Source organism: Burkholderia sp. Bp8992 (assembly GCF_003853705.1).
Taxonomy (GTDB): Bacteria; Pseudomonadota; Gammaproteobacteria; order Burkholderiales; family Burkholderiaceae; genus Burkholderia.
In genome coordinates this window covers 32,562-58,900 of sequence record NZ_QTQI01000002.1, presented here as the reverse complement: position 1 = coordinate 58,900, position 26,339 = coordinate 32,562, and the positions used below count along the sequence as shown (strand labels likewise).

The window sequence follows — 26,339 nt, the reverse complement described above, 5'->3', positions numbered from 1 at the left end:
CGAAGCGCTGCTCGCGCGGAAGCAGTCATACGCGGAAAGCGGCATCGGATTCCGAGCGACTGTCCGCAAAAACGGATGGCGCGGAGGCCGCAATCGACCGACAGAGGTTAGCGATCCGCATCGGCGTGACGTTCGAGTACCCATCCAAGCGCTCAGGTAAATGACCGAAGCTGGCCGTCACCAACCGCTCGTGCGCGCCGCCTCCCAACCGGATTGCCTCCCTCATGTTCGACACCGGGCGGTTTTGCAATCACCCGGCTCGAACGTGACATCACCGTCTCATTTCAACGCGACGCCCATAAAAGCCCGCGGCACCCTGCCCGCGTCCTGGCGCTCGATCATCCAGCCGGGGTACGCGGCCGGCAACGCACTCACGGTATCGAGACACGCAAGCTCGTCCTCGCTCAGCACGACATCGACCGCGCCGAGATTGTCTTCGAGTTGCTCGACCCGTTTGGCGCCGACGATGACGCTCGTGACATGCGGCTTCGCCAGCAACCACGCGAGCGCAATCCGCGCAACCGATACCCCATGCGCGTCGGCGATGGAACGCATCGCGGCAACGCACGGCCACGCGCGTTCCAGGTCGACCGGCGGAAAGTCGAAATGGCTGCGTCGCGCGCCTTCCTCGGTGGGCGCACCGGGACCGAACTTTCCCGACAGCAGCCCGCCGGCGAGCGGCGACCAGACCAGCAGCCCCATCTGCTCGTCGATCGCGAGCGGCACCAATTCACGTTCCACGTCGCGTCCGGCGATCGAATAGTAGGCCTGCAGCGTCTCGAAGCGCGTCGCATGGAGCGCCTGGCTGAGGCCGAGCGCCTTGCCGATTTTTCCGGCGCGCCAGTTCGAGACGCCCACGTAGCGAACCAGCCCCTGGCGCGTCAGGTCGTCGAGCGCCCGCAACGTCTCTTCGATCGGCGTGACGGAATCGTTGGCGTGTATCTGGTAAAGGTCGATATGGTCGACCTGGAGGCGTTCCAGGCTACGCTGCACGGAATCCATGATGTGGCCGCGCGACGCGCCCTGGTCGTTGGGCTTCGGCCCCATCGCACCGGCCGTCTTGGTCGCCAGCACGATCTCGTTGCGCGGGACGCCGAGGTCCCGGAGCGCCTGTCCGACGAGGCGTTCGGACTGGCCGAACGAGTAGACGTCGGCGGTATCGATGAAGTTGATGCCCGCGTCCAGCGCACGGGAAATCAGCCGGGTCGCGTCGCGCTGATCCAGCGTGCCGATCGCCGCCCACATGCCGGCATCCGCATTGCCGCCCAGCGTCATCGTGCCGAGGCACAGCTCGGAGACATACAGGCCGGTGCGGCCCAGTCGCTTGTATTTCATGGTCGTGTTCCTTCAGGCTCGGCTCGAAAAAAATGCGGCGGCGGCCGGTCCGGCGCGCCGCACATGCCAGGACTTCAATTGATTCAGGACTGCCCGGCCCGAAACTGTCCGGCGATCGCCGCGACGCGGGCGCCATAGCGGCGTGCGGTCTCGAGATCCCCCGGCGACATCTCGTCAGGCGACGCATCGGCCGGCGTCTGCGCCATCGGCGCGATATAGGAGCCCATGCGATTCAGGTCGTCGCGCGCCGACGCCTTCAGGTTCGCCGGCTTGATGTCCATGCTCACCCAGATACCCCCGTGCTGCCCGGCCAGCAAGACGAAGTACTCGAGCGTATTGAGCTTGTCGCCGTTCAGGCTCGCGCTGTTGGTAAAGCCGCCGAAGATCTTGTTGCGCCATGCACCGTCGAACCATGCCTTCGACGACGCATCGGCGAACTTCTTGAACTGCCAGCTGGGCCCGCCCATGTAGGTCGGCGAACCGAACAGGATCGCATCGGCGCCAGCCAGCGTGTCCCATGCGTCGTCGGCCAGGTTGCCGTCGGCGTTGATGGCGACGAGTGCGGCGGCGGCCCCCTCGGCGACCGCCGCGGCCAACCGCTGGGTATGTCCATAGCCGGAGTGGTAGACCACGGCCGTTCTGACCGGAGAAGTGTGTTGCGTCATGCGTGTGCCCTTCCGTTGAGGTCGTCGTCGGGTGACGACGTCGGAAAGCACTCTACTGGGTCGAAACTGAGTTATAAATGACGATCGATTGAACGTTCTGTTACTCCGTGAGTGAACAATGCAAAACCTCGATGCGCTTCTGATCTTTGCGCGTGTCGCCGAAATGGCGAGCTTCACGCGGGCGGCCGAAAGCCTGGGCATCCAGAAAGGACGTGTCTCGATGGTGATCCGGCAACTCGAACGCGACGTAGGGGTTGCGCTGCTGCATCGAACGACGCGGAGCGTGCAACTGACCGACGACGGCCGCGCGTTCTATTCGCGCGCACGGGACCTGCTGGCCGACGTCCAGGCGCTGCAATCGATGTTCTCCGGCGACGGCACGCGCATCCGGGGAAGGTTGCGCGTCGACATGCCGACCGAGCTGGCACGCAGCGTCGTCGTGCCCGCGCTCCCGCAACTGATGGCCGCGCATCCGGAGCTGGAACTGGAGCTGTCGAGCACCGACCGGCGCGTCGATCTCGTGCAGGAAGGATTCGATTGCGTGATCCGCCTCGGTCCGATCGTGGACGAGACGCTGATTGCCAGGCCGCTGGGCCGGCTGCGCATGATCAATGCGGCAAGTCCCGACTATCTCGCGCGGCATGGCGTGCCGCATACGCTCGACGATCTGCTCGGCCAGGGGCACCGGATGGTCCACTACTCGCTGACACTCGGTGCCAGGCACGCCGGCTGGGAATATCCGAGCGGTGACGGCTATGCGACGCTTGCGCTGCCGAGCGCGATGCAGGTCAACAACGTGCAGACCTATCACGCGGCCGGGCTGGCCGGCATCGGGTTGATCCAGGCCGGCTATTCAGGGGTCGCGAATCACGTCGCAAGCGGCGCGCTGGTGGAAGTGCTGCCCGACCTGCGTCCGGAACCGCTCGCCGCGTCGCTCGTCGTGGCTCATCGGCGCAATCTGTCGCCGCGCGTGCGGGCGTTCATGGACTGGATCGAACCGGTACTGGAGCCGTATTTCGCTTGAGGGCGTGCGGACGTTCGGCGTGGCACGCGCCCGGCGCAGCGCGCCGCGGTCGTTTCCCGATAAGATGGCAGATTCCGTTCATCGAACGACGCTGCCATGACCGCCTCTTCTTCACACCGCAACCCCATTCACTGCGAAATCGATCTCGACGCGCAAGGCAAGCACGCAGGCTATCTGCGGCTGCCGCACTCCGTGCACCGGTCGGCGTACGGCTGGCTGCCGATCCCGATCGTGTCGATCCGCAACGGCAACGGCCCGGTCGCGCTCGTGATGGCCGGCAACCACGGCGACGAGTACGAAGGCCAGATCATCGTGTCGCAACTGATGCGCGAGATCGAGCCCGAGATGGTCAGCGGGCAACTGATCCTGCTGCCGATGGCGAATTTTCCGGCAGCGGATGCGGGCCTGCGCGTGTCGCCGCTCGACGGCGGCAACCTGAACCGCAGCTTCCCCGGCGACCCGACCGGCACGCCGACGCAGATGATCGCCCATTTCATCGAGCACGCGCTGCTGTCGCGCGCGCAGTATCTGGTCGACCTGCACTCGGGCGGCAGCTCGCTGCTGTATCAAGGCGGCAACATGCTCGCGATCGATCCGCTCGACGCCGACGAAGCCGCGAAGCTCAACGGGCTGCTGGTCGCGTTCGGGTTGCAGAATGCGCTGCTGCATGCGCCGAATCCCGTGCATTCGGCGTCGGCCGCGCGCCGGCAAGGCGCGATCTCGATCGTGACCGAACTCGGCGGCGCCGGGATGGCCGATCCGTCGCTGATCCGGCTCGGCCGCCACGGGCTGCTGCATTACCTCGGGTATATCGGCCTGCTGCACGGCACGCTCGTGCCCGACGCGCCGCCCACCGTCACACGCTTCATGCGCGTCGACGGCGATCGCCATTTCGTCTATGCGTACGAGCGCGGGCTGTATGAGCCGCTCGTCGAACTTGGCGACCAGGTGAAGGCCGGGCAGCCGGCCGCGTGGGTGCATTTCCCCGATACGCCGCTGCGCGAACCGGTGCTGCACCGGTTCAAGGGCGACGGCGAGGTGGTGTGCAAGCGCGTGCCCGCGCAGGTGCAGCGTGGGGATTGCATGTTTCAGCTGGCGGAGTTGTCGACGCCGCCGCGTGTCGTCGCGTGACGGACCACCCGACTGGCGCCGCCGGTGCGGACACACTGGCCGTCAGTCGGATGGCACCGGCGACTCATGGCCCTGCGCAACGCCGCATTGATGGCAATGCGGGAAGAAGAAGAAATTCCGGCCGCCGCATTCGCATGCATTGAACAGCCTCAATCCGCAATGCACGCAGAACGTGGAGTCGTCGCCGCCGAGATTCCATTGTTTGTCGCATGACGGGCAGCGCTTTTTCTCGAGTGACCGTACGGCTTTCTCGTAGCCGATCGTGCGCGCGCGTTCGCCCTGATCCTGCTGCAATTCGAGCCGTTTGCGTTCGGCGTAGCGCTGAAATGCCCTCATCATGTAAAGGCCGGCGAATACCGTGAGCACGATGCCGACCAGGACCCGCACATAGCCGCCGAAATTCGGCAAGTACGGGACCAGTTCGATGAAGAACGCGCTCAATGCAAACAGGCCGAAACCGTACACGAACGGCCAGTAGCGCGCCTTGCGGTAGCGGATGAACAGCCAGGTCGCCACCAGCAGTATCGGCAACGTCAGCGCAAGCCGCAGCCCGAACACTTGCATCTCGTAGTGCCGGGTTGCCGCGTCGAAGCGCCGTTCGGCGGCTGCGTCCGCTTCGGCGATTTGCGCGTCGACTTGCGTCTGCTGCGACGCCAGTGCCCGTTGCTGGTCGGCGATCGCATCGATCTGATGCTGCCAGCCGACCACCACAGCCTGCAGCTTGTCCAGCTTGCGCGTTCTCGCCACAATGTCCGGGTCGCTCGCACCGTCCCCTGTCACCGCGCGAGTGGCCAGCCAGTTGCGGAAACTCTCCTTCTCGTCCGCATACTCCTTCGCGGCACGGCTGCGCGCCACTTCCATCGTGTCGACTTTCTCGGTCAGCGCGTCGCGCTGTGCCTGCAACTGGCGCCGCGCCGCGTCCAGCCGCGCTTTTACCGGAGCGTCGGCGAATTGCTCCACGACCGGCGGACCACCGCTCGGCGCAAACGCCATGTCGCGGATCACGAGACTGCCGAGCATGTTCAGAAAGACAGCGAAGATGATCGCAATCACCCATGACGCGACTCGCAGGAGCCGCGCCGGGCTGGTCAGGCCGTCGCCGGAAATCATCATTGTTTTTGCCCTCTTGTTGGAATGGTTTCCATTGTCATCAATCTTGATGCAATCGTCGACTGCCTCTTTCTCGCAGCGGATTCCGGAGGCGGATCGGTCGCCTCGGCAGTGCCCTCCCTCTAGTCGCTCATTCGATTGCGAGCGCGTCGAACGCGGCCCGAACCTCGCTCACCGTCTGCCCAGGCGCCTGCAGATGCGGAAAATGGCCGAGTGCCGGGAGAATCGAGAGCGTCACGCCGCTACGGCTCGCATACTCGACACCCATTTCCTTCTTGATATAGATGTCCTGTTCGCCCCATACCACCCTGACGGGGATGTTCAGCTTTGCGATATTGGCTTCCAAGTAGTCCTGGTCGCGAGTGAAGCAGGAGTAGTAGTGATAGAAGGCATCTGCCGCCGTGATATCGCCGTCCCAGCCTTTCGCCATATCCTCCCTGAAATCGTCGGGCAATGCGTAACGCTCTTCCGCCGCCATGCCGCGAAAGAATGTGTTGGCGAGAATTTCGTCACGGTTCTTGTTCATCGCCGCATGCACGACGTCAGACGAAGGTTTGGACTTCAGAGCCTGCAGGCTCTCGTACATGTATTGCGGGCGGTTGAACGGGGCAAAGTCGCCAACGACGATTCCCCTGGCAATATCCGGTTGCGCCAATGCGGCCAGCAGCGCGGGCAAGGCCCCGATATCGGTCGCATAGATCAGCAGCTTCGAGCGGTCGATGCCGGACGTGCGGATATAGTCTTCCAGCACACGGGCGTAATCCATCGGCGCATAGGAGAAACGGTCCGCGGACGGACGCGACGATTGTCCATAGCCCGGCCAGTCGAACGCATGCACTTCATGGTCGCTGGACAGCGATTCGGCGATCGGCTTCCACGCATACATCGTCTCCGGAAAGCCGTGCAGGAACAGCACGGTACCCTTTGAATACGCGGGCCGATACACCATATGACGCAGCTTGATGTCGGCATTGACCTGCACCTCGCCGACTTCAACCTTCGGCACCGGTGAGGATGACGCCGGCACAATCGTGCAAGGGGAAATGTCCACCGCGACTGCGGAGGAAAGTGGCGCCTTCGTTGAAACTTTGAACATGATTGGCTCTCGTTTGGAAAGACTTACTCAGCAGAATCGACGCGTACAGAAGCTGTCGTCCGATCAGGAAGAAGCCGCTTCATCGTGCGGCCGTGCTTCCGGTCCCGTCAGATAGCAACCTCGGAAACGCTCGTCGACGCGTTCCGCCATCAGCCTGGAAAACCGCATCGCCGCTTCGAGCGGGCGATGGTTGATGACCACGGAATCCGTCTCGCCCTTGTCGTTCAGATGCGCAATGACCACCGTCTCGATCGGCATGCCCTGGATCCGGGAACGATAGGACTCCAGATACAAACCGTCGCCGATCGTGCCCTTGTAGGTGTGATGCTGGAATTCGTAGAGCGAGACCGCGTGCTGGATCACGGAGAGAATGTCTGCTCGTCCTTCGATCGGTCGTTTCAGGACGGTGGCTTCGAGCGTGGCGTTTTCAGCGAGGCTCGTCAGCCAGAGCGGCGGAACGCCGGCGGCCGGCATCACGGGGGCTGTGTCGTTGAATTTCATGCAGATGCTCCTGTCACGGTTTGCGGTTGATGCCGGCGGTAGCGGCATCACGAGCCGCTTCGAGCGTGATGCACGCTTTTTCGCGGCGGCGTCGTGCGAGACGTTCGACGCCCGCGGCGCGTTCGGACTCGCCCGCCAGCAGCGCGTGAATGGCGGGCAGCGTCCAGATCGCGCCGCGCGTGCCCCACGTGCCATCCGGGATCTCGGTCGGGAAGACCCAGACGCGCGGCGCGACGTCGTCGAACGACCGGTTCTCCGCGCGTGCCACCGCCTCCGTGGCCCGCCTGACGAGCCAGCGACGCGATTCGTCGGTGTATTGCCCTTCGGGTACGGACGGAATGATCCGGTAACGTGTCGTGTCCGTGCGTTCACCGCCGACGTAAATCGCGGCAGGTCGATGAAGGTGGAATACGGTGACGCGCTGTGCGACAGGACTGGCGGGATCGTAGCCTTCCGCCTCGATGAGGATGTCGGTCAGTTCCTTGACGAGGCGTACCTCGGCCTCGGGCGTCAACGCGTTTTCGGGCCACAGTGCATCGATCATCGGCATGGTGCTGCTCCTGCTTTCGGTTCGTTGGATGTGGCCATGATCGCGGTTTACTCGCGCGACCATAAGTGGCAGGATCGCCATTATTGAGGGAATTTCAGACACGCAAATGGCCATCATCCGCATCTGGGTCTATGACGGCATCCTCGCGTCCGGCGTCGCGGGTCCGGTCGATGTCTTCAGCGCAGCCAATCAATTCCATATGCGCAAGGCCACGCCGGCCGGCACCGCCGCCGCCCCCCTGCTCGCGTGGCGTGTGGAATCGCTCGACGGTCAACCCGTCACTGCCGCGTCGGGCCAGACCATTCCGGTCGACGGAAAGATCGACCCGCGCAAGCGGGCGGACGCCGTCCTGCTGACCGCACCCTTCTTCTCGAACATCGACGAATTCATCGGGCGCCGTGAGCGGTTGAACGCGTTGACTTCCGCGCTGAGGCGCCAACGCAAGGCCGGCGCCGTGCTGGCAGCCTATTGCACCGCCAATTACCTGCTCGCCGAGGCCGGCCTGCTGGATGGCCGCGCCGCCACCACGCACTGGGCGCGGGCCTCGGATTTCGCGCGCCGCTATCCGCGAGTCGAAGTTCGCGCGCAGGAACTGATGATCGAGCAAGACGGCATCATCTCGGGCGGTTCCGTGACGTCGTATCTGAATCTCGCCGTGCAGCTCGTTGCAACACTCGCCGGCGAGGCGCTCGCGACGATGACCGCGAAGGCCCTGTTGATCGACATGAACCGGACTTCGCAGGCTTCCTTTGCAACGCTGTTCGAGGAACACGGACATACCGATACGCTCGTCGCCCGTGCCCAGCGGCAGATGGAGGCGACATTGCAGCAGGGATTCCGGCTGAGCGAGCTGGCAGCATCGCTTGCCGTGAGCGAACGCACGCTCAATCGCCGCTTCAAGGAAGCCGTCGGGCTCGCGCCGCTCACGTATCTGCAGAATCTGCGTATCGAAGTCGCGAAACGCGTGCTGGAAACCCGGCCAATCGGGCTGGAGGCGCTGAGTCAACGCGTCGGTTACGGCGATGTCAGCACGTTCCGGCAATTGTTCAAGCGCAAGACCGGCTTGTCCCCAAGCGAATATCAAATGCGGTTTTCGCGCGCGGCGGCGAAGAACAGGGAAGACGAGCAAGGCAACAACAGCTGAGGCCTTGCGACGTCACGCCATCGCCCTGCTGGCGAAAACGCCCACCCGATTGAGCGCGGGATTGTTCGGGGATGCGGCGCGCGTTTTCAGCATGCGCGCGGCGGATTGCAGGCGCAGCTGGCGCCCGAACGTCCGGATGACCGTCCCTGTGAGTGACGCTTCATGGCCGGGAGCCGCCCCCGTCATATAGAATGACGCGCTTTGCCCGTACGCCTATGTGGTTCAAGAACCTTCAGCTTCATCGTCTTCCCGCACCTTGGGCCGTGACCCCCGACCAGATGGAAAAATGGCTGGCGCCCCACGCGTTCCAGCCGGGCAGCAGCGTCGAGATGCAACGCCACGGCTGGGCATCGCCGCGTGACAACGGCGCGCTCGTGTATTCGAACAACCGGCAGATGCTGCTGCTGTTTCGCGCCGAAAAGAAGCTGCTCCCGGCGTCGGTGGTCAATCAGGTGACCAAGGCACGTGCGCTCGAAGTCGAGGAGCAGCAGGGCTTCAAGGTCGGCCGAAAACAGCTGCGCGAACTCAAGGAGCAGGTGACCGACGAACTGCTGCCGCGCGCGTTCAGCATTCGCCGCGATACCCGCGTGTGGATCGATACGGCGAACGGCTGGCTCGTCATCGATGCTGCGGCCCAGGCGCTTGCCGACGACGTTCGCAGCCTGCTCGTCAAATCGATCGATCAGTTGCCGCTCGCCGGCGTTCAAGTGGCGCGTTCGCCGGTCGCCGCGATGACGGACTGGCTGCTGTCCGGCGAGGCGCCGGGCGGATTCACCGTGGACCAGGACGCCGAGCTGCGCTCGAGCGGCGAAGGCGGCGCGACCGTACGCTACGTCGGCCACGCGCTGGAAGCGAACGACATGCGCCGGCACATCGAAGCCGGCAAGCAATGCATGCGCCTCGCGATGACCTGGAATGACCGTATCTCGTTCGTGCTGACCCCGTCGCTGACGATCAAGCGTGTCACGCCGCTCGACGTGATCAAGGAGGCGGCGGATCCCACCGCGCAGAACGACGATGAACGCTTCGATTCGGACTTCACGCTGATGACGGGCGAATTGGCGCAGATGCTGACCGGGCTCGTCGATATCCTGGGCGGCGAACAGCAGGACGCGATTCAGCAGGCGGCAGCAGCCTGAACGCCGGCGGCGTCGCGGATCGCCGCCCCGGGACGGCGGGGCTTCGCGCCGATGCGGCAACTCGATGGGGACCGTCGCCGCCCGGCGCTCGCCCCCCTGCCGATCCGCGGCGTTCGTATCCGTCGCCCACGCTCCAGACGGACACGGCACCCCGCCGCGGCCGCTTGCCGCTCCGGTACCCCGCTCCCCCTGCAAGCCTTCTTCCACCTTCCGCGAAATCCTTATCGAAATTGCTTCGTTCGCCTTTGCCGGTCGCACCGCTAACGTGTTCGAAACGGCGGCGGCGCGCCACCGGCATCGCAGGATGCGCAGCGACCGCCGCCATCACGACAACTGCGTCGCGATAACGGAACAGACCGGACGGGCCGCGTGCCCGCACCCCGCCAGGAACGTCCGCATCGCGCGCCCTTCGCGATGCCCATGGCCACGAACGACCGCATCATCGACACGACGCCGCTCGACGTCCGCGCGCAACCGCTGATCGACGCGCTGATCGACGAATATTCGACCCGTTACGACGCATACCGCCCCGACAGCCGCGCGTCCGCCCGCGACGAACTCGCGCGCTACCCGGCCGAACTGTTCGCGCCGCCCGAAGGCGCGTTCGTGCTGCTGCTGCGCGACGGCGAAACGATCGGCGGTGGCGCGTTCAAGCGCTACGACGCACAGACCGCCGAACTCAAGCGCATCTGGACACGCACCGACCTGCGCCGCCAGGGCCTCGCGCGGCAGATCGTCGAAGCACTCGAACTGCGCGCCGCGCAACAGGGCTACCGCCGCCTCTACCTGACCACCGGCTTTCGCCAGCCCGAAGCGTGGGCGCTCTACGACCGCACCGGCTATACGCGGCTGTTCGATTCGTCGGTCGACCCCGAAGCATATTTCCACCTGCGCTTCGGCAAGGATCTCGTCGATCCGTCGCGCACGTCGACGCTGGCCGACCTGTGGGCACCCTTGCCCGAACCGGTGCTGCCGCGCTGACGGCGCGGCGCCCGACACCTCGCGTCTCACCTTCCGCTTTCCCCGACAGGACGTTTTCATGCAACGAGCCGTACCGCCTTCCTCCCGTACCGTGCGCACGCTGGCTGCCGCGCTGATCGGCCTGACCGCCTTCGCCGCCGCGGCAGCGGCCGCGACGTTCGACCTGAGCCCCGAGCAGCGCGGCCGTCCGCGCGGCACGGCCGACGCGGCGGTCGAGCGTGCGGTGCCCGCGTCGTTCAAGTTCGCCGAGCCCGGCACGCTGACGATCGGCATCGCGCCGAGCCTGCCGCCGATCAGCTCGTATGCGACCGACGCGCGCACGGTGATCGGCTTCGACGCCGACATCGGCCAGCTCGTGTCCGACAGCCTCGGCCGCAAGCTGAAGATCGTCGCGCTTGCGTGGGCCGACTGGCCGCTCGCACTCGAATCGGGGAAAGTCGACGCGGTGATCTCGAACGTCACCGTCACCGAGGAACGCAAGCAGAAGCTCGATTTCTCGACCTACCGCAAGGACCAGGTCGGCTTCTACGTGCGCAACGACAGCAAGATCCAGGCGATCCGCGAACCCAAGGACGTCGCGGGGCTGCGCATCGTGACCGACGCCGGCACCAACCAGGAAAAGATCCTGCTCGCATGGGACCGCGAGAACGTCGCGCACGGGCTGAAACCCGTGCAGTTCCAGTACTACGACGACCAGGCGATGCGCATCGTCGCCGTGCAGTCGGGCCGCGCCGATGCGGTGTTCAGCGTGAACTCGGTGCTGGCATACCAGAGCGCGCAGCAAGGCAAGACGCGGCTCGTCGGTGCGATCAGCGGCGGCTGGCCGCGCACGGCCGACATCGCGATCGCGACGCGTCGCGGCAGCGGCCTCGCCGAGCCGCTGACCGTCGCGCTGAACGGGCTGATCAAGACCGGCCGCTACCAGCAGGTGCTCGACCGCTGGAACCTCGCGTCCGAAGCGATCGACCAGTCGCGCACGAATCCGCCGGGACTGCCGAAGAGCTGAGCACCGCGCGCGCCCGTCGTCCATCCACGCTTACGCAGGAACGCCGCCCAACATGTCTTATTCGCTTTCGCTGCTGGACAAGAGCCCGATCGCCGACGGCGCCACCGCCGCCGACGCGCTGCGCTTCACGACGACGCTCGCGCAGCGCGCCGAACAGCTCGGCTACGAACGCTTCTGGGTCGCCGAGCATCACGGCACGCCGGGCTTCGCGAGCTCGGCGCCGGAAGTCGTCGTCGCACACCTGCTCGCGCATACGTCGCGCATCCGCATCGGCTCGGGCGGCGTGATGCTGCAGCACTACAGCCCGTTCAAGGTCGCCGAGACGTTCAAGCTGCTGTCGGCGCTCGCGCCGGGCCGCGTCGATCTCGGCATCGGCAAGGCGCCCGGCGGGCTGCCGCTGACCACGCGCGCGCTGCAGTGGTTTCACGACAAGGCGCGCAAGCCCGACTTCGCGGGCCAGCTCGCGGAACTCGACGCGTTTCTCGGCTGGGGCGTCGCCGAAGATCATCCGCTGGCCGGCGCGGTCGCGATGCCGGTGCCGCCGCAGCCGCCCGAACGCATCCTGCTCGGCGGCTCGCCGGACAGCGGCGCGCTCGCCGCACGCAACGGCTGGCGCTTCTGCTACGCGGGCCATTTCAACGGCGACGATGCGAATCTCGAACGCTCGCTCGATGCGTACCGCAGCGCCGGCGGCGCGAAGCCGCTCGTCGCGCTGTATGCGGTCGCCGCGCCGACGCGCGACGAAGCCGAGCAACGGATCGGGCCGCTGAAGATCTTCAAGCTGCAGTTCGCGGGCGGCCAAAGCTTCAATCTCGCCAGCGCGCAGGCAGCCGCCGAATTCGCGCGGCAAAGCGGTGCGTCCGACTACCGGATCGACGAGTTGCGCCCGACGGTACTCGCCGATACACCCGAGCGCATCCACCGCGCGCTCGACGCATTGAGCCGGCGGCTCGACGTCGCCGCGTTCGTGATCGATTCGCCGGTGACCGACTACGCGGCGCGGCTCGCGTCGGCCGAATGGCTCGGCGGCGCGCTATCGGCCACCCCGTTGCAGGCGGCCCTCGCGGCCGACCGCTCCCTCTCCCCTGACCAGAACGCGTGACATTCCCATCATGACGACCCGACGATCGATCCCTTTCGGCCTGATGCTGCAAGGCGCAGGCAGCCACATGAACGCATGGCGGCATCCGAGCAACCCGCCCGACGCGAGCATCAACCTCGACTTCATGATCGGCGTCGCGCGCAAGGCGGAAGCCGCCGGCATCGCGTTCGCGTTCGTCGCGGACGGCCTCTACATCAACGAGAAGTCGATCCCTCACTTCCTGAACCGCTTCGAGCCGCTGACCGTGCTGTCGGCGCTCGCGGTCGCGACGAAGAAGATCGGGCTCGCCGGTACGATCTCGACGTCGTACAGCGAGCCGTTCACGGTCGCGCGCCAGCTCGCGTCGCTCGACGCGATCAGCGGCGGCCGCGCGGGCTGGAACGTCGTGACGACACCGCTCGAAGGCACCGCGAAGAATTTCGGCAAGGCGCACCCCGATCACGAACTGCGCTACGAGATCGCCGACGAATACCTCGAGGTCGTCCAGGGCCTGTGGGACAGCTGGGACGACGACGCCTTCGTGCGCGACCGCGCGACCGGCCGCTTCTTCGATCGCGACAAGCTTCACACGCTCGATCACCGCGGCCGTTTCTTCCAGGTCGCGGGGCCGCTGAACATCCAGCGCTCGCCGCAGGGCCAGCCGGTGATCTTCCAGGCCGGCTCGTCCGACACCGGGATCGGGCTCGCGGGCAAGTATGCGGATGCCGTGTTCACGCATTCGCCGTCGATCGAGGAAACGGCCGCATTCACGCAGCGCGTGAAGCAGAGCGCGATCGAGCACGGCCGGCAAGCCGGCGACGTGAAGATCTTCCCCGGCGTCGGGCCGATCGTCGGCCGCACGGCCGCCGAGGCGGAAGACAAATACCAGGCGATCCGCGACCTGCTGACGATCGACGAGGCGCTCGCGTACCTCGGCCGCTATTTCGATCATCACGATTTCACCCAGTACGCGCTCGACGCGCCGTTCCCGGAGCTCGGCGAGCTCGGCCGCAACAGCTTCCGCTCGACCACCGACCGGATCAAGGCCGACGCGAAACGCAAAGGCCTGTCGCTGCGCGAAACGGTGCTCGCGGTCGCCACGCCGCGCCCTAACTTCATCGGCACGGCCGAGCACGTCGCCGACGAGCTGATCCGCTGGCACGACGCGGGCGCCGGCGACGGCTTCATCCTCGGCTTCCCGGTGCAGGCGCAAGGCGTCGACGATTTCGTCGAACTCGTGATTCCGGTGCTCGAGGCGCGCGGCCGCTACAGCCGCGACCTGCCCGGCGCGACGCTGCGCGACCACCTCGGCCTGCCGCGCAAGGCGAGCCGCCACGCGGCGCCCGGCGCCGCGCACGAAACGGCGGCCGAAGCACATGCCTGACATCACCGCGCCGCCCTTGCGCGGCGCGCCCGCCCGACCGATTCGAGGATTTCCAACGCCATGAGCGACACGACCCATCTCGGCGGCGCGCTGCCGCCGCTCTCTTCCCCCGTCGCGCGCGACGCCGGCACGCGCTTGCGGATCGTGCCCGCGCGCCACCGGTCGCGCACGGCCGGCACCGTGCTCGCGCTCGTGCTGATCGCGATCACGCTGCATTCGATCCTCGGCAACCCGCAATGGGGCTGGCCGGTATTCGCCGAATGGTTCCTGTCGCCGCCGGTGCTGTCGGGGCTCGCGCGCACGCTGGTGCTGACGCTGCTCGGCGCGGTGTTCGGCTTCGCGCTCGGCGCGTTCGTCGCGCTGGCCCGGCTGTCGCGCTCGCGCCTGCTGTCCGCGAGCGCATGGACCTTCGTGTGGCTGTTCCGCTCGATTCCGCTGATCGTGCTGCTGCTGATCCTGAACAACCTCGGCTACCTGTACGAACACGTGCGGCTCGGCGTGCCGTTCACCGACATCGTGTGGTTCGAGGCGCCGACCACCGACCTGATCAGCCCGTTCCTCGCGGCCGTGCTCGGCCTCACGCTGAACCACGCGGCGTTTTCCGCGGAAGTGATCCGCGGCGGCATTCTCGCGGTCGACCAGGGGCAGCTCGAAGCCGCCGCCGCGCTCGGGCTGCCGCGCGGCCGCCAGACCACGCGGATCGTGCTGCCGCAGGCGATGCGCGCGATCCTGCCGACCGCGTTCAACGACCTGATCACGCTCGCGAAAGGCACGTCGATGGTGTACGTGCTCGCGATGCCCGAGCTGTTCTACACGGTGCAGGTGATCTATCGGCGCAACCTCGAAGTGATTCCGCTGCTGATGGTCGCGACGGTCTGGTACCTGATCATCCTGACCGTGCTGTCGGCGATCCAGGTCCAGGTCGAGCGGCACTATGCACGCGGCGCGCTGCGCAACCCGCCGCCGTCCGTGCTCACGTTCGCGCTCGTGCGCATCGGCGCGCTGTGGCGGCGTGCCGCGTCGCGCCGCGCGGCGTCGATCGCGCGAGCCGACAGCGATGCCCTCGCCGATGCCGCTACCTCCGCCGCGCCGCGCACCGGCGGCGAAGTGGCCGTGCACGGCGTGTCGAAGCAGTTCGGCATGCAGCGCGTGCTCGACAACGTGTCGTTCGTCGCGCCGCGCGGCAGCGTGACCGTGATCGTCGGGCCGTCCGGCTCCGGCAAGTCGACGCTGCTGCGCACGATCAACCATCTCGAACGCGTCGACGACGGCTACATCGACATCGACGGCGAACTGATCGGCTATCGCCGCGACGGCGACGTGCTCCACGAGCTGAAGGAGCGTGACGTGCTGAAGCGGCGCACGGCCGTCGGCATGGTGTTCCAGAACTTCAACCTGTTCCCGCACCTGACGGTGCTCGAGAACCTGATCGAAGCGCCGGTCGCCGTCGGCGGCGTGACGCGCGACGCGGCCGAGCGCACCGCGCGCACGCTGCTCGCGCGTGTCGGCCTCGCGGACAAGGCCGATGCGTACCCGCGCCAGCTGTCGGGCGGCCAGCAGCAGCGCGTCGCGATCGCACGGGCGCTCGCGCTGCGGCCGAAGGTGCTGCTGTTCGACGAACCGACGTCCGCGCTCGATCCCGAACTCGTCAACGAAGTGCTCGACGTGATCAAGGAACTCGCGCGCTCGGGCACGACGCTCGTGATCGTCACGCACGAGATCGGCTTCGCGCGCGAAGTCGCGGACACCGTGCTGTTCATGGAGCAAGGGCGCATCGTCGAGGCCGGGCCGCCGGCCGTCGTGCTCGACGCGCCGTCGCATCCGCGCACGCGCGCCTTCCTGTCGCGGGTGCTGTGATGCGCGCCGCTTCCGACCTGCGAGGGACCGCACGATGACCGACCGTCGCCAGTTCATCTCGGCCGCGCTGGCTGCGGCAGCCGTCCTGCCGTGGCAGGCCGCACACGCCGCGGCGGCAACCGCCGATCTCGACCCGCGCCAGGCCGGCCGCCTGCGCGCGGCACGCGACGACGCGGCGATCCGTGCCGCAGCCGCCTACCGCTGGGTGCGCGACGGCGCGTTCACGGTCGCGATTTCGCCGCATGCGCCGCCCGTGTCGACTTACGCGACCGACGCACGCACGGTGGTCGGCGCCGATCCCGACTATGCGCAGCTCGTCGCCGACGCGCTCGGCCGCACGCTCGTGCTGGTGCCGATCGCGTGGGCCGACTGGCCGCTCGGGCTGACGTCCGGCAAGTACGACGCGGTGATCTCGAACGTCGGCGTCACCGAAAAGCGCAAGGAGAAGTACGACTTCACGACCTACCGGCTCGGGCTGCATGGCTTCTATGTGCGCACCGCCAGCCCGATCGCGAGCATCGCCGAGCCGAAGGACATCGCCGGCCTGCGGATCATCACGGGCGCCGGCACGAGCCAGGAGCGCATCCTGCTCGAATGGAGCAAGCGCAACGTCGCGCAGGGGCTGAAGCCGGCCGAGCTGCTCTATTTCGACGACGACGCGACGGCACGCGTCGCGCTGCTGTCGGGCCGCGCCGATGCGGAGCTGAACCCGAACGCGTCGCTCGCATACGAGGCCGCGCGCACCGGCAAGATCCGACGCGTCGGCGTCGTCAATGCGGGCTGGCCGGCCAATGCAGACGTCGCGATCGCGACGCGTCGCGGCAGCGGGCTGGCACCGGCGCTGACGCTCGCGACGAATGCGCTGATCGGCAGCGGCCGCTACGGGCAGGCGCTGGCGCGCTGGGGTTTGCAGAGCGAAGCGATTGCACGCGCGGAGACCAATCCGCCGGGGCTGCCGTCGTTCTGACGAATGAAGGCAAGCGCCCCGGCATGCCGCGAGGGACATGCCGGGGCGATTCGGCGTGCGGCTCGTTCGTCTACGCCGGCACCGCCGCCTGATGCCGGTCGAGTGCCGCAACCTGCGCATGAATCGCCGGAATCAGGTCGCGCCCGTAGGCCAGCGCATCGTCGAGCGGATCGAAGCCGCGAATCAGGAACGTCGACACGCCGAGCCGGTAATACGCGCCCAGCGCCCGTGCGACCTGTTCCGGCGTGCCGACCAGCGCGGTCGAATTCCAGCGCGCGCCGGTCAGGTTCGCGACCCCCATCCACAACCGCTCGTCGAGCACGTCGCCCTGCGCGGCGGCCGCCATCAGCCGTTGCGAGCCCGCATTCTGCGGCGCGTGCCCGGCGATCGGCTGCCCGTTCGCGACGCGCGCCGCGCGCACGCGCTCGCGGATCGCCTCGGCCTTTTCCCATGCGGCGGCTTCCGTATCGGCGACGATCGGCCGGAACGACACGCTGATCCGCGGCACGCGGCCGAACGGCGCGGCGGCGGCCCGCACGCGTGCAATCTGCTCGCGCACCGCGTCGAGCGGCTCACCCCATGTCATGTAGACGTCCGCATGCTCGCCCGCGACGGCCAGCGCGGCCGGCGACGATCCGCCGAAATAGATCGGCACGTGCGGCTGCTGCGCGCTTTTCACGAGCGCCGACGCCCCGCGCAGCCGGTAGAACGCGCCGTCGTGATCGACCGGCGCATCGGCCAGCCAGATCCGCTTCAGCACGTCGAGATATTCGCCGGTGCGGCGGTAGCGCGCATCGTGCGGCACGAAATCGCCGTCGCGCTGCAGGTCCGTATCGTCGCCGCCCGACACGACGTTCAGCGCGAGCCGGCCGCCGCTGAACACGTCGAGCGTCGCGATCTGCCGTGCGGCGGCCGACGGCACGATCACGCCCGGCCGGTGCGCGAGCAGGATGCGGATGCGCTCGGTCGCGGCAGCCGCGAACGACGCGACGATGAAGCCGTCCGCCGCGTTGCTGAAATGGCCGACCAGGACCTGGTCGAAGCCGGCGGCCTCGTGCGCCTGCGCGAAGCGGCGCACGTAGTCGGGCTGGACGGCCGCGCCGCCCGGTACGTCGACCTCCGCGCCGGGCGTCGCGGTGATCATGCCGATGATGTCGACTGGCATGTCGGAATGTCCTCGGGTACGTCGATCGGAAGTCGGGGAAATCGTCGGAATGGCCGCGCGGTCACTGCGCCGCTGCCGTCTTCTGCGCCGGCACGGCGAACGCGCCCGCATACGAGCGGTCGAGCAGCTTCGCCGTGTCGTACGCGTTTGGAATCACGCCGGCCTTGTGCAGGAAGTCGGCGGTGTTCTGCGCGTCCTTCGCGGCCGTATCGTCGACCGGGCCGACGCGCTGCTTCGCGTTGTTGAGCCAGCGATACGCGACGTCGGGCTCGAGCTTCGCGCGTTTCGCCCACAGGTCCGCATACTCGCGCGGGTGATTGTCGACCCACTGGCGCGCGGCCACCACGCGCCGCAGGAAGTCGGTGATCTCGGCGCGCTTGTCCGACGCGGCCTGCTCGTTCGCGGCAACGAAACTCAGCGCGGGCATCAGCCCCTGTGCGGTCGTCACGGGCCGTGCGCCCTGCCGCAGCGCAAGCGTGCTGACGAACGGCTCCCACAACGACACGGCGTCGACCGAGCCGTTCGCGAACGCGTTGGTCGCATCGATCGGCATCAGGTACGCGTACTTGACCGAATCGGCGCGCAGGCCTGCGTGTTCGAGCGCGCGCAGCACGAGTTGCTGGCTCCACGCGCCGCGCCATACCGCGATGGTCTTGCCCTGCAAGTCGGCCACGGTGCGCACCGGCGAATTCTTCGGCACGAGGATCGCGACGCCGTCGAGGCTTTGCCGCGATACCGCGACGACCTTCACCGGCGCGCCGCGCGCAGCCAGCGTCAGCAATGCGGAATCGCCGAGGAAACCGACGTCGATCGCGTTGCCGTTCAGGCTTTCGGCAACCGGTGCGGCGGCCTGGAAGTGCTTCCACTCGATCGTGTAAGGCAGGTCCTTCAATACGCCGGACGCCTCCATCGAGGCCTGGATGTTGAAGTAGTTCTGCTCACCGACGCGCAGCGTGACGGTGTCCTTGGCAATGCCCGGCTGCGCGGCAAGCGCCAGCAAGAGCGCCGTGACGATTCGGCTCGACAACATGATCTCCCGGAAGGTTGGCGGGCGGCAGCGCGATGGCGCCGCCGCGTGCTCCGCCATGCGCGACGGCCGGCGGAACGGATTGAACCGGTGAAGATACGTCGATCGGCTTCATGAGACAAACGCAATATTCTGCTTTGCAAAGATGCAAATATTTTATGAAGTGAACTCGGACGCGCTGTGCGCGGACCAGTCTCGGCCGCCTGCCGTTCGAAGGAATCCTCGACAGATATTTCGCGCACGAAATAAATCCCGGACTATATTTCGCATGCGAAACAACTACCCGGAACGAGGATGTCCATGACCGCCGAACCCATCGAGTTTTCCGCCGCCGACGGTTACGCGCTGCACGGCACGCTGTGGTCGCCGGACGCCGCGCCACGCGCACTGGTGCTGATCCATCCCGCGACGGCCGTGCCCGAACGGCTGTATGCGGGCTTCGCGCGCTTCCTGACCGAACGCGGCTTCGCGGCGCTGACCTACAACTACCGCGGCATCGGCGCATCGCGGCCCGCCCGCCTGGGGGCGCTGAAGGCCCGCATGCGCGACTGGATGGAGCTCGACGTGGGCGCCGCGACCGCATGGGCGCGCCAGGCGCATGAAGGGCTGCCGCTGCTGGCGGTCGGCCACAGTGTCGGCGGGCATGCAATCGGGATGTCGGGCGCCACCACGCACCTGCGCGCGGCCGTGCTCGTCGCCGCACATGCAGGCAGTACGCGGCTGATCGCGCAGGCGGCCGAACGCCTGAAGGTGCGGCTGATCCTGCGCGTGCTCGGTCCGCTGATGTCGGCGCTGCTGGGTTATGTCCCCGGCAAGCGGCTCGGGCTCGGCGAGGATCTGCCGGCCGGCGTGTTCCGCGAATGGAGCCGCTGGACGACGCTGCCGCACTATTTCTTCGACGATCCGACGCTCGGTGCAGCCGAGCGCTTCTCGAAGCAACGGCTGCCGATCCTCGTACTCGGCTTCGACGACGATCCGTGGGCGAACCCGGCTGCGATCGGCCTGCTGGTAAGCTATCTGACCCGCGCGAAGGTCGAACGCCGCCAGATCGATCCACGCGCGGCGGGCAGCGGCCCGGTCGGGCACATGGGCTTCTTTCGCAGCCGGCCCGGCACCGTGCTGTGGCCCGATGTCGCCGACTGGCTCGCGCAGGCACTCGACACGCCACGCACCGCGGGCCGCCCCTCCCTTTCCATTGCAGCCGGGAACCCAGCTTGAGCGAAGACCGACGACTGTTTTTCATGTTGAACATCGGCCAGCGGCGCGTGCAGCGCTGGATCGACCGCAAGGCCGAAACCGAGACGCGCGCGAGCGCCGCGCAGGCCGGCGCGCTGTTCTGTCTCGCGAAGCAGGATGGCGCGCTGATCGGCGAAGTCGGCGCCGCGCTGCAGCTCGCGCCGTCCGCGATGACAGGCCTCGCCGACCGGATGGCGAAAGCCGGCCTCATCACGCGTCACGCCGATTCCGACGACGGCCGCGCAACGCGGCTGTACCTCACCGACGAAGGCCACGCGGCGCTCAAGCGCGCGCGTGTGCTGCTGCGCGAACTGAACGGCAAGCTGTGCGACGGGTTTTCCGACGACGAACTCGATGTCGTCGCGCGCTGGCTGCACGCGTTGCAGGACCGGTTCCCGGCGGAACGCTGAACGGCACGTTGGCCGCCGCAACCAACTCGCGCCGGCATCAATCGAAAGCGATTGCGATTCGTGTTTTCGATTCGATTTTCATGTCGTCGCGACGGCAAAATTTGCGTTGCCGACACACGCCGCCGGCAACGCTTTCCGGCTACCGACTGTTACAAAAAACTGCCTGTCGCGCGGCATTCGAATCACCTACATTGCAATCCACTTCGACACATTCGTCGCATGCCCGGACTGGCCTTCCCGTCGGGTCGACATCGCAGACACACCCGACAAGCAATGAGAATGAAGAGGAGTCTTAACCGACGTGCTGGCGGGTTCCAGCGCACGCGGATTGCGATCGCTGAAACGGCATCCTGAACGACACGCAGCAACGCGCGCGGCACGATTCGTCGCGCCCCGGCTCGCGTGGCCGCCTCGTGCCGTGCCTTCGCAGCCGCACGTCAACGAGGAGCAGTCCATGCGACGCACGATCGTGTCCCCTTCGCTTGTCACCCGTTTGTCCGCCGCGATGGCGATGGCCGCCGCTGCCGCGGCGCACGCCGAGCCTGTCGTCGTGTCCGGCCCGAGCCCGTTCGCCGCGTGCACCATCGGCGGCCCCGGCACCAACTACGTGAATGCCGAAGTGGAACCGTGGCTCGCGGTCAACCCGGCGAACCCGACGAACATGATCGGCGTGTGGCAGCAGGACCGCTGGTCGAACGGCGGCGCGCACGGGCTCGTCGCCGGCTACACGTTCGACGGCGGCGCGACCTGGGCGCGCACGCCGCAGCCGTTCAGCGCATGCGCGCCGGGCGGGCTGAAATACGAGCGCGCGTCCGATCCGTGGGTGTCGTTCGGGCCGGACGGCACCGCGTATTCGGTGTCAATCTCGTTCAACCAGTCGAACAACGGCAACGCGGTGGCCGCGTCGGTCTCGACCGACGGCGGACAGACGTGGAGCAGCCCGGCCGTGCTGATCGCGAACGACGAACCGACGACGCAGTTCTTCAACGACAAGGAATCGGTGACGGCGAACCCCGTGAAGGCCGGTACTGCCTATGCGGTATGGGATCGTCTCGAACTGCCGAACGGCAACCCGTACGCGAACCTGCACACGAAGGCGTACCGCGGGCCGACGCTGTTCTCGAAGACGACCGACGGCGGCAAGACGTGGAGCGCTGCGAAGGTTATCGTCGACGTGCCGTCGCGCCAGCAGACGATCGGCAACCAGATCGTCGTCGATCCGAAGACCGGCACGCTCTACGATTTCTTCGACCTGATCCAGCCGCCGTTCAGCAAGGCGGCCGGCAAGCTCGCGTTCATCAAGTCGACCGACGACGGCGCGACGTGGACGAAACCGCAGGTGATCGCGGGGCTGCAGACGGTCGGCGTCACCGATCCGAACACCGGCGAACCGGTACGCACCGGCGACATCATTCCGGAACCCGCGATCGATCCCGCATCGGGGCAGCTCTACGTGGTGTGGCAGGACAGCCGCTTCAACGGCGGCAAGTACGACGAGATTGCGGTATCGACCTCGAGGGACGGCGGCGCGACATGGAGCACGCCGCTGCAATTGAACACGCCGACCGGGCGCCCCGCGTTCAATCCGTCGGTGCGCGTCGACAACTCGGGCGCCGTGATGGTCACCTACTACGACTTCCGTGACCTGCTGGCCGGCAACACGACGACGCTGCCGACCGGCTTCTGGCGCAAGATCTCGCTCGACGGCGGCACGACGTTCGCCGACGAGCGGCGCGTCGGCGGCCCGTTCGACATGAAGCTCGCGCCCAACGCCGAAGGGTTCTTCATCGGCGACTACCAGGGGCTCGACGTGCTCCCGTCATCGTCGTTCCACCCGTTCTTCGTGCAGACCAGCGCGGGCAACCTGACGAACCGCACGGACGTGTTCTTCGCACCGTGACGCGACGCCCGTAGCCATGCCGCCGCGCGACACCCTGCGTCGCGCGGCGGCATTCGCACCGCAATGCGTCAGGCAGCCTGCGGAATCGCGGCGGCCACGGATTCCGCCTTCAGCGCGGCGACCTTGCCGATCGTATCGACGCATGCATGCGCGAGTTCCGCGCCCTTCACGAGGAAGTGCTCGTGGAAGTAGGCGACATGCTCGGCGCCGTGGAAATGATGCGGCGTCAGCACCGCCGACAGCACCACCACGCCGGTTTCGAGCTGCACCTGCATGAGACCGGAAATCACCGCCTGCGCGACGAAGTCATGGCGATAGATGCCGCCGTCGACCACCAGGCCGGCGCACGCGATGGCCGCGTACTTGCCGGTGTTCGCGAGCAGCTTGGCATGCAGCGGGATCTCGAAGGCGCCTGCCACTTCGAAGAAATCGCAATCCGCCCGGCTCAGGTTCGCGTTGGCGAGCCCGTCGACGAACGCGTTTCGGCACTGGTCGACGATCTCCTTGTGCCAGCACGACTGGACAAAGGCGATACGCGGCGCGGCAGTTTGGGAGGGGGAAGCAAGTTGGGTCATCGATAGGTCCTGTGTGAGTTGAATGGGCGCACAGGGACAAGCCGCGTACCTTGCGTACGCAACGAACCCCGCTCTCTCTCATCCGGACTTTGACCGTCGGCCCCGGAATCGAACCGGGTCTGCTGACCTTGCCATGCACATGCGTGCCGGCAAGCGCTCGCGGGCTACGCGCAATCGCGCGATTACCGCCGGTGGGGAATTTCACCCCGCCCTGAGAACGTTCGCGGCACATCGGCCGCGCCGGAAATCTATCACAGTCTCGTCGTGTCGGCTCTTCGACGTCGCCGCTCGCGTCATGCGCCCGACGCGCCCCCGGTCATTTCCCGCAATCCCCCTCCGCTCCAGCCGCCCTTTTCACCGATCTGACAGAAACCCCACGGGAACCTGCCTGCCGGCTTGGAATTTGAAATGATATAACATATCATTTCGGGTGCTCGTTCGCCTGACGCCGTTCCACCGTGGGTGGCCGAGTCTCGCCGAGCGATGTTCCAGCGGGTCACTGCGCGTCAGCGACGCAACAATATATCGTATCCAGCCGTGATCCGCATCGCTCGTTATCCGATCCCGATTCCAACCGATTCACCGACCATGCGCGACCTCCCTCGTTTACCGCTTCGCCCGCTCTCGCCCCTTTCGCTGATGCTGCTCGCCGCCGTCGCCCATGCGCAGACCGAACCACCCGCGTCGTCGAACCCGGCGCCGGCCGCCACCTCGCTCGCACCGATCTTCGTGACCGCGAACCCGCTCGGCGACACCGAACTGATCGCGCCGACCGTGCAGCTCTCCGGCGATGCGCTGACGCGCCGCCAGGCCGATTCGCTCGGCGAAACGCTCAACGGGCTGCCCGGCGTGTCGACCACGACCTACGGGCCGATGGTCGGCCGCCCGATCATCCGCGGGATGGATGGCGACCGGATCCGGCTGCTGCAGAACGGCGTCGCGGCCTACGACGCGTCGTCGCTGTCGTATGACCATGCGGTGCCGCAGGATCCGCTGTCGATCGAGCGCGTCGAGATCGTGCGCGGCCCGGCCGCGCTGCTGTACGGCGGCAACGCAGTGGGCGGCGTGGTCAACACGATCGACAACCGGATTCCGCGCGAAGCGATCGAAGGCGTGACGGGCGCGCTCGACGCGCGCTACGGCGGCGCGAATTCCGTGCGCGCCGGTGCCGCGCAGGTCGAAGGCGGCAACGGCCGCTTCGCGTTCCACGTCGACGCGTTCGACCGCGAAACGAGCAAGCTGCGGATTCCCGGCTACGCGCGCAGCAGCCAGCAACGTGCGGTCGACGGCCCCGACACGCCGCAGCCGGAAGGCAACGTGCCGAACAGCGACGGCCGCGTGCACGGCGGCGCGGTCGGCGCGTCGTACACGTGGGCCGACGGCTTCGCGGGCCTGTCGTACAGCGGCTATGAATCGAACTACGGCTCGGTCGCGGAAAGCGACGTGCGGCTGCGGATGCGGCAGGAACGCCTTGCGTTCGCGTCCGAGGTGCGCAACCTGAGCGGGCCGTTCACGAAGCTGAAATTCGATTTCGCGTACACCGACTATCGCCACAAGGAAGTCAACAACGGCGAGACGGCGACCACCTTCCGCAATCGCGGCTACGAAGCGCGCATCGAGGCGCGGCATCGCAAGATCGGCCCGTTCGAAGGCGCGATCGGCGTGCAGTTCGGCCAGAACACGTTCTCCGCGCTCGGCGACGAATTGCTCGTGCCGTCCACGCGCACGAACAGCGTCGCGCTGTTCGGCCTCGAGGAATGGCAGGTCGTCCCCGCGCTGAAGCTGAGCCTCGGCGGCCGCTTCGAGCACGTGAAGGTCGACCCCGATCCGGCCGGCGTCGAGAAATTCGCGGGCGCGCAGCCGCGCGACTTCAACGCGGGCAGCCTGTCGGCCGGCGCGCTGTTTTCGCTGACACCGGTATGGTCGGTCGCGGCGAACGTCGCATACACCGAACGCGCGCCGACCTTCTACGAGCTGTATTCGAACGGCCCGCACGATGCGACCGGCCAGTTCCTGATCGGCAACCCGAACGCATCGAAGGAGAAAGCCGTGTCGACCGACCTGTCGCTGCGCTATGCGAGCGGCCCGAATCGCGGCAGCGTCGGCGTGTTCTACAACCGCTTCTCGAACTACCTGACCGAGTACAACACGGGCCGCATCGTGGACGGCGACGGCGAACCTGTCGCGCCCGGCACCGACGGCTCGCTGAACGAGGCGATCTATCGCGGCGTGCGCGCCGAGTTCTACGGCGTCGAGCTGGACGGCAAATGGCGCGCGTTCTCGCGCCAGGGCCACACGGTCGACCTCGAACTGACGGCCGACTACACGCATGCGCGCAACGTCGACACGGGCCAGCCGCTGCCGCGCATCGCGCCGCTGCGCGCGACGCTCGCGGCCGACTATGGCTACGGGCCGTTCGGCGCACGCGCACAGGTCACGCACGCGTGGTCGCAGCATCGCGTGCCCGACAACGACTTCTCGACCGACGGCTACACGTCGCTCGGCGTGGTGCTGACCTACAAGTTCCGTGTCGGCCCGACGCACTGGCTCGCCTACCTGCGCGGCGACAACCTGACGAACCAGGAGATCCGCTATTCGACGTCGGTCGTGCGCGGCTTCGCGCCCGAAGGCGGCCGCAGCGTGATGGCCGGGTTGCGCACTACGTTCTGACCCTTGTACGGCTCGCGGCGCCCGCCGCGGGCCGGTCCGGGCGCGCCGACATGGCGTGCCCGTTTCCGTTTATCTGCCCATCGCGCCAGTCAAGCGGCGTACGCCGGACATTCGTATCGGCACCTCCCGTGATTCACCGAAAACGAAATTCCAGTATTCATCCATAAATCGAAACGAAATCATCAGACAATTATTATAAAAAAGATGGTTTTTGTTTTTATCAATAAAACCGGTTTCAAATTCCACATATAAACCCTTGAATCACGGGCGACAGGCGATTTTTTGATCTTTATCAAGAACGCCCGCCGGATAACGCTCTCAACGCTAGAAAAACTAATATCAGGGTTTTCGAAGGGTAAAGAAACATCTCGCATACCCGTTAATG

General features: G+C 66.7%; 23 protein-coding genes and 1 riboswitch. Of the genes, 14 read left to right on the top strand and 9 right to left on the bottom strand.

Annotated elements, in window-relative coordinates; translation table 11 throughout:
* Positions 1-279: 279 nt before the first annotated feature.
* Together DIE03_RS03165 and DIE03_RS03160 are read right to left on the bottom strand one after the other, a co-directional pair.
* Positions 280-1,335, bottom strand: a complete 1,056-nt coding sequence (locus DIE03_RS03165) for an aldo/keto reductase (protein WP_124447403.1) — start codon at positions 1,333-1,335, stop codon at positions 280-282.
* An 83-nt stretch (positions 1,336-1,418) separates the two neighbouring features.
* Positions 1,419-2,000, bottom strand: coding sequence for a flavodoxin family protein (locus DIE03_RS03160; protein WP_124447401.1), 582 nt, complete (start codon positions 1,998-2,000; stop codon positions 1,419-1,421).
* Positions 2,001-2,118: 118 nt separating this feature from the next.
* Here DIE03_RS03160 and DIE03_RS03155 point away from each other — a divergent pair, with 118 nt between their 5' ends.
* Positions 2,119-3,024: a LysR family transcriptional regulator gene (locus DIE03_RS03155; protein ID WP_124447399.1), complete on the top strand. Its 906-nt coding sequence runs from the start codon at positions 2,119-2,121 to the stop codon at positions 3,022-3,024.
* A 96-nt stretch (positions 3,025-3,120) separates the two neighbouring features.
* Positions 3,121-4,155: a succinylglutamate desuccinylase/aspartoacylase family protein gene (locus DIE03_RS03150; protein WP_124447397.1), complete on the top strand. Its 1,035-nt coding sequence runs from the start codon at positions 3,121-3,123 to the stop codon at positions 4,153-4,155.
* Between the two features lie 42 nt (positions 4,156-4,197).
* On the opposite strand, the gene DIE03_RS03145 is transcribed toward DIE03_RS03150, so the two are convergent.
* From DIE03_RS03145 to DIE03_RS03130, 4 genes are all read right to left on the bottom strand, one after another.
* The gene (locus DIE03_RS03145; RefSeq protein WP_409364410.1) at positions 4,198-5,265 is read right to left on the bottom strand and encodes a hypothetical protein; all 1,068 of its coding nucleotides are present in this window, start codon (positions 5,263-5,265) and stop codon (positions 4,198-4,200) included.
* A gap of 130 nt (positions 5,266-5,395) precedes the next feature.
* Entirely contained in the window at positions 5,396-6,361 is a 966-nt protein-coding gene (locus DIE03_RS03140; protein WP_124447393.1) for an alpha/beta fold hydrolase, read from the bottom strand.
* Positions 6,362-6,424: 63 nt separating this feature from the next.
* The gene (locus DIE03_RS03135; protein WP_124447391.1) at positions 6,425-6,862 is read right to left on the bottom strand and encodes a hypothetical protein; all 438 of its coding nucleotides are present in this window, start codon (positions 6,860-6,862) and stop codon (positions 6,425-6,427) included.
* A gap of 13 nt (positions 6,863-6,875) precedes the next feature.
* The gene (locus DIE03_RS03130) at positions 6,876-7,412 is read right to left on the bottom strand and encodes a Tautomerase enzyme (RefSeq protein ID WP_124447389.1); all 537 of its coding nucleotides are present in this window, start codon (positions 7,410-7,412) and stop codon (positions 6,876-6,878) included.
* A gap of 106 nt (positions 7,413-7,518) precedes the next feature.
* On the opposite strand from DIE03_RS03130, the gene DIE03_RS03125 reads away from it, so the two are divergent.
* The 8 genes from DIE03_RS03125 (at position 7,519) to DIE03_RS03090 (ending at position 16,971) form a co-directional block, all read left to right on the top strand.
* Positions 7,519-8,556, top strand: coding sequence for a GlxA family transcriptional regulator (locus tag DIE03_RS03125; RefSeq protein WP_124447387.1), 1,038 nt, complete (start codon positions 7,519-7,521; stop codon positions 8,554-8,556).
* A 215-nt stretch (positions 8,557-8,771) separates the two neighbouring features.
* Positions 8,772-9,695 carry a recombination-associated protein RdgC gene (locus DIE03_RS03120; protein ID WP_124448119.1) on the top strand — a complete coding sequence of 308 codons (924 nt, stop codon included), beginning with the start codon at positions 8,772-8,774 and terminating at the stop codon, positions 9,693-9,695.
* A gap of 420 nt (positions 9,696-10,115) precedes the next feature.
* The gene (locus DIE03_RS03115; RefSeq protein ID WP_124447385.1) at positions 10,116-10,676 is read left to right on the top strand and encodes a GNAT family N-acetyltransferase; all 561 of its coding nucleotides are present in this window, start codon (positions 10,116-10,118) and stop codon (positions 10,674-10,676) included.
* Positions 10,677-10,734: 58 nt separating this feature from the next.
* Positions 10,735-11,682: an ABC transporter substrate-binding protein gene (locus DIE03_RS03110; protein WP_124447383.1), complete on the top strand. Its 948-nt coding sequence runs from the start codon at positions 10,735-10,737 to the stop codon at positions 11,680-11,682.
* 52 nt (positions 11,683-11,734) lie between these two features.
* Complete coding sequence (locus tag DIE03_RS03105) at positions 11,735-12,784, top strand: LLM class flavin-dependent oxidoreductase (protein ID WP_124447381.1); 1,050 nt, start codon at positions 11,735-11,737, stop codon at positions 12,782-12,784.
* 10 nt (positions 12,785-12,794) lie between these two features.
* Positions 12,795-14,147: an LLM class flavin-dependent oxidoreductase gene (locus DIE03_RS03100; RefSeq protein WP_124447379.1), complete on the top strand. Its 1,353-nt coding sequence runs from the start codon at positions 12,795-12,797 to the stop codon at positions 14,145-14,147.
* 60 nt (positions 14,148-14,207) lie between these two features.
* Positions 14,208-16,004 (top strand): amino acid ABC transporter permease/ATP-binding protein, encoded by a 1,797-nt coding sequence (locus DIE03_RS03095; protein WP_124447377.1) that lies wholly within the window; start codon positions 14,208-14,210, stop codon positions 16,002-16,004.
* Between the two features lie 34 nt (positions 16,005-16,038).
* A complete protein-coding gene (locus DIE03_RS03090; RefSeq protein ID WP_124447375.1) occupies positions 16,039-16,971 on the top strand; it encodes an ABC transporter substrate-binding protein in 933 nt (310 codons plus the stop codon).
* A 70-nt stretch (positions 16,972-17,041) separates the two neighbouring features.
* On the opposite strand, the gene DIE03_RS03085 is transcribed toward DIE03_RS03090, so the two are convergent.
* Both DIE03_RS03085 and DIE03_RS03080 read right to left on the bottom strand, forming a co-directional pair.
* Positions 17,042-18,136 (bottom strand): LLM class flavin-dependent oxidoreductase, encoded by a 1,095-nt coding sequence (locus DIE03_RS03085; RefSeq protein WP_124447373.1) that lies wholly within the window; start codon positions 18,134-18,136, stop codon positions 17,042-17,044.
* 61 nt (positions 18,137-18,197) lie between these two features.
* The gene (locus DIE03_RS03080; RefSeq protein ID WP_124447371.1) at positions 18,198-19,166 is read right to left on the bottom strand and encodes an ABC transporter substrate-binding protein; all 969 of its coding nucleotides are present in this window, start codon (positions 19,164-19,166) and stop codon (positions 18,198-18,200) included.
* Between the two features lie 297 nt (positions 19,167-19,463).
* Here DIE03_RS03080 and DIE03_RS03075 point away from each other — a divergent pair, with 297 nt between their 5' ends.
* The 3 genes from DIE03_RS03075 to DIE03_RS03060 all read left to right on the top strand — a co-directional run bounded on the left by DIE03_RS03075 (position 19,464) and on the right by DIE03_RS03060 (position 22,709).
* Positions 19,464-20,381: a serine aminopeptidase domain-containing protein gene (locus DIE03_RS03075; RefSeq protein WP_124447369.1), complete on the top strand. Its 918-nt coding sequence runs from the start codon at positions 19,464-19,466 to the stop codon at positions 20,379-20,381.
* Positions 20,378-20,809 carry a MarR family winged helix-turn-helix transcriptional regulator gene (locus DIE03_RS03070; protein ID WP_124447367.1) on the top strand — a complete coding sequence of 144 codons (432 nt, stop codon included), beginning with the start codon at positions 20,378-20,380 and terminating at the stop codon, positions 20,807-20,809. Before DIE03_RS03075 ends, DIE03_RS03070 begins: the two co-directional genes overlap by 4 nt.
* Before the next feature lie 454 nt (positions 20,810-21,263).
* Positions 21,264-22,709 (top strand): sialidase family protein, encoded by a 1,446-nt coding sequence (locus DIE03_RS03060; protein ID WP_124447363.1) that lies wholly within the window; start codon positions 21,264-21,266, stop codon positions 22,707-22,709.
* Positions 22,710-22,777: 68 nt separating this feature from the next.
* Here the strand turns inward: DIE03_RS03060 and DIE03_RS03055 are convergent, their stop codons facing one another.
* Positions 22,778-23,284 carry a 6,7-dimethyl-8-ribityllumazine synthase gene (locus DIE03_RS03055; RefSeq protein WP_124447361.1) on the bottom strand — a complete coding sequence of 169 codons (507 nt, stop codon included), beginning with the start codon at positions 23,282-23,284 and terminating at the stop codon, positions 22,778-22,780.
* A 66-nt stretch (positions 23,285-23,350) separates the two neighbouring features.
* A riboswitch (FMN riboswitch) is annotated at positions 23,351-23,507 on the bottom strand.
* 365 nt (positions 23,508-23,872) lie between these two features.
* Here DIE03_RS03055 and DIE03_RS03050 point away from each other — a divergent pair.
* Complete coding sequence (locus DIE03_RS03050; RefSeq protein WP_260434786.1) at positions 23,873-25,954, top strand: TonB-dependent receptor; 2,082 nt, start codon at positions 23,873-23,875, stop codon at positions 25,952-25,954.
* Positions 25,955-26,339: the final 385 nt, after the last annotated feature.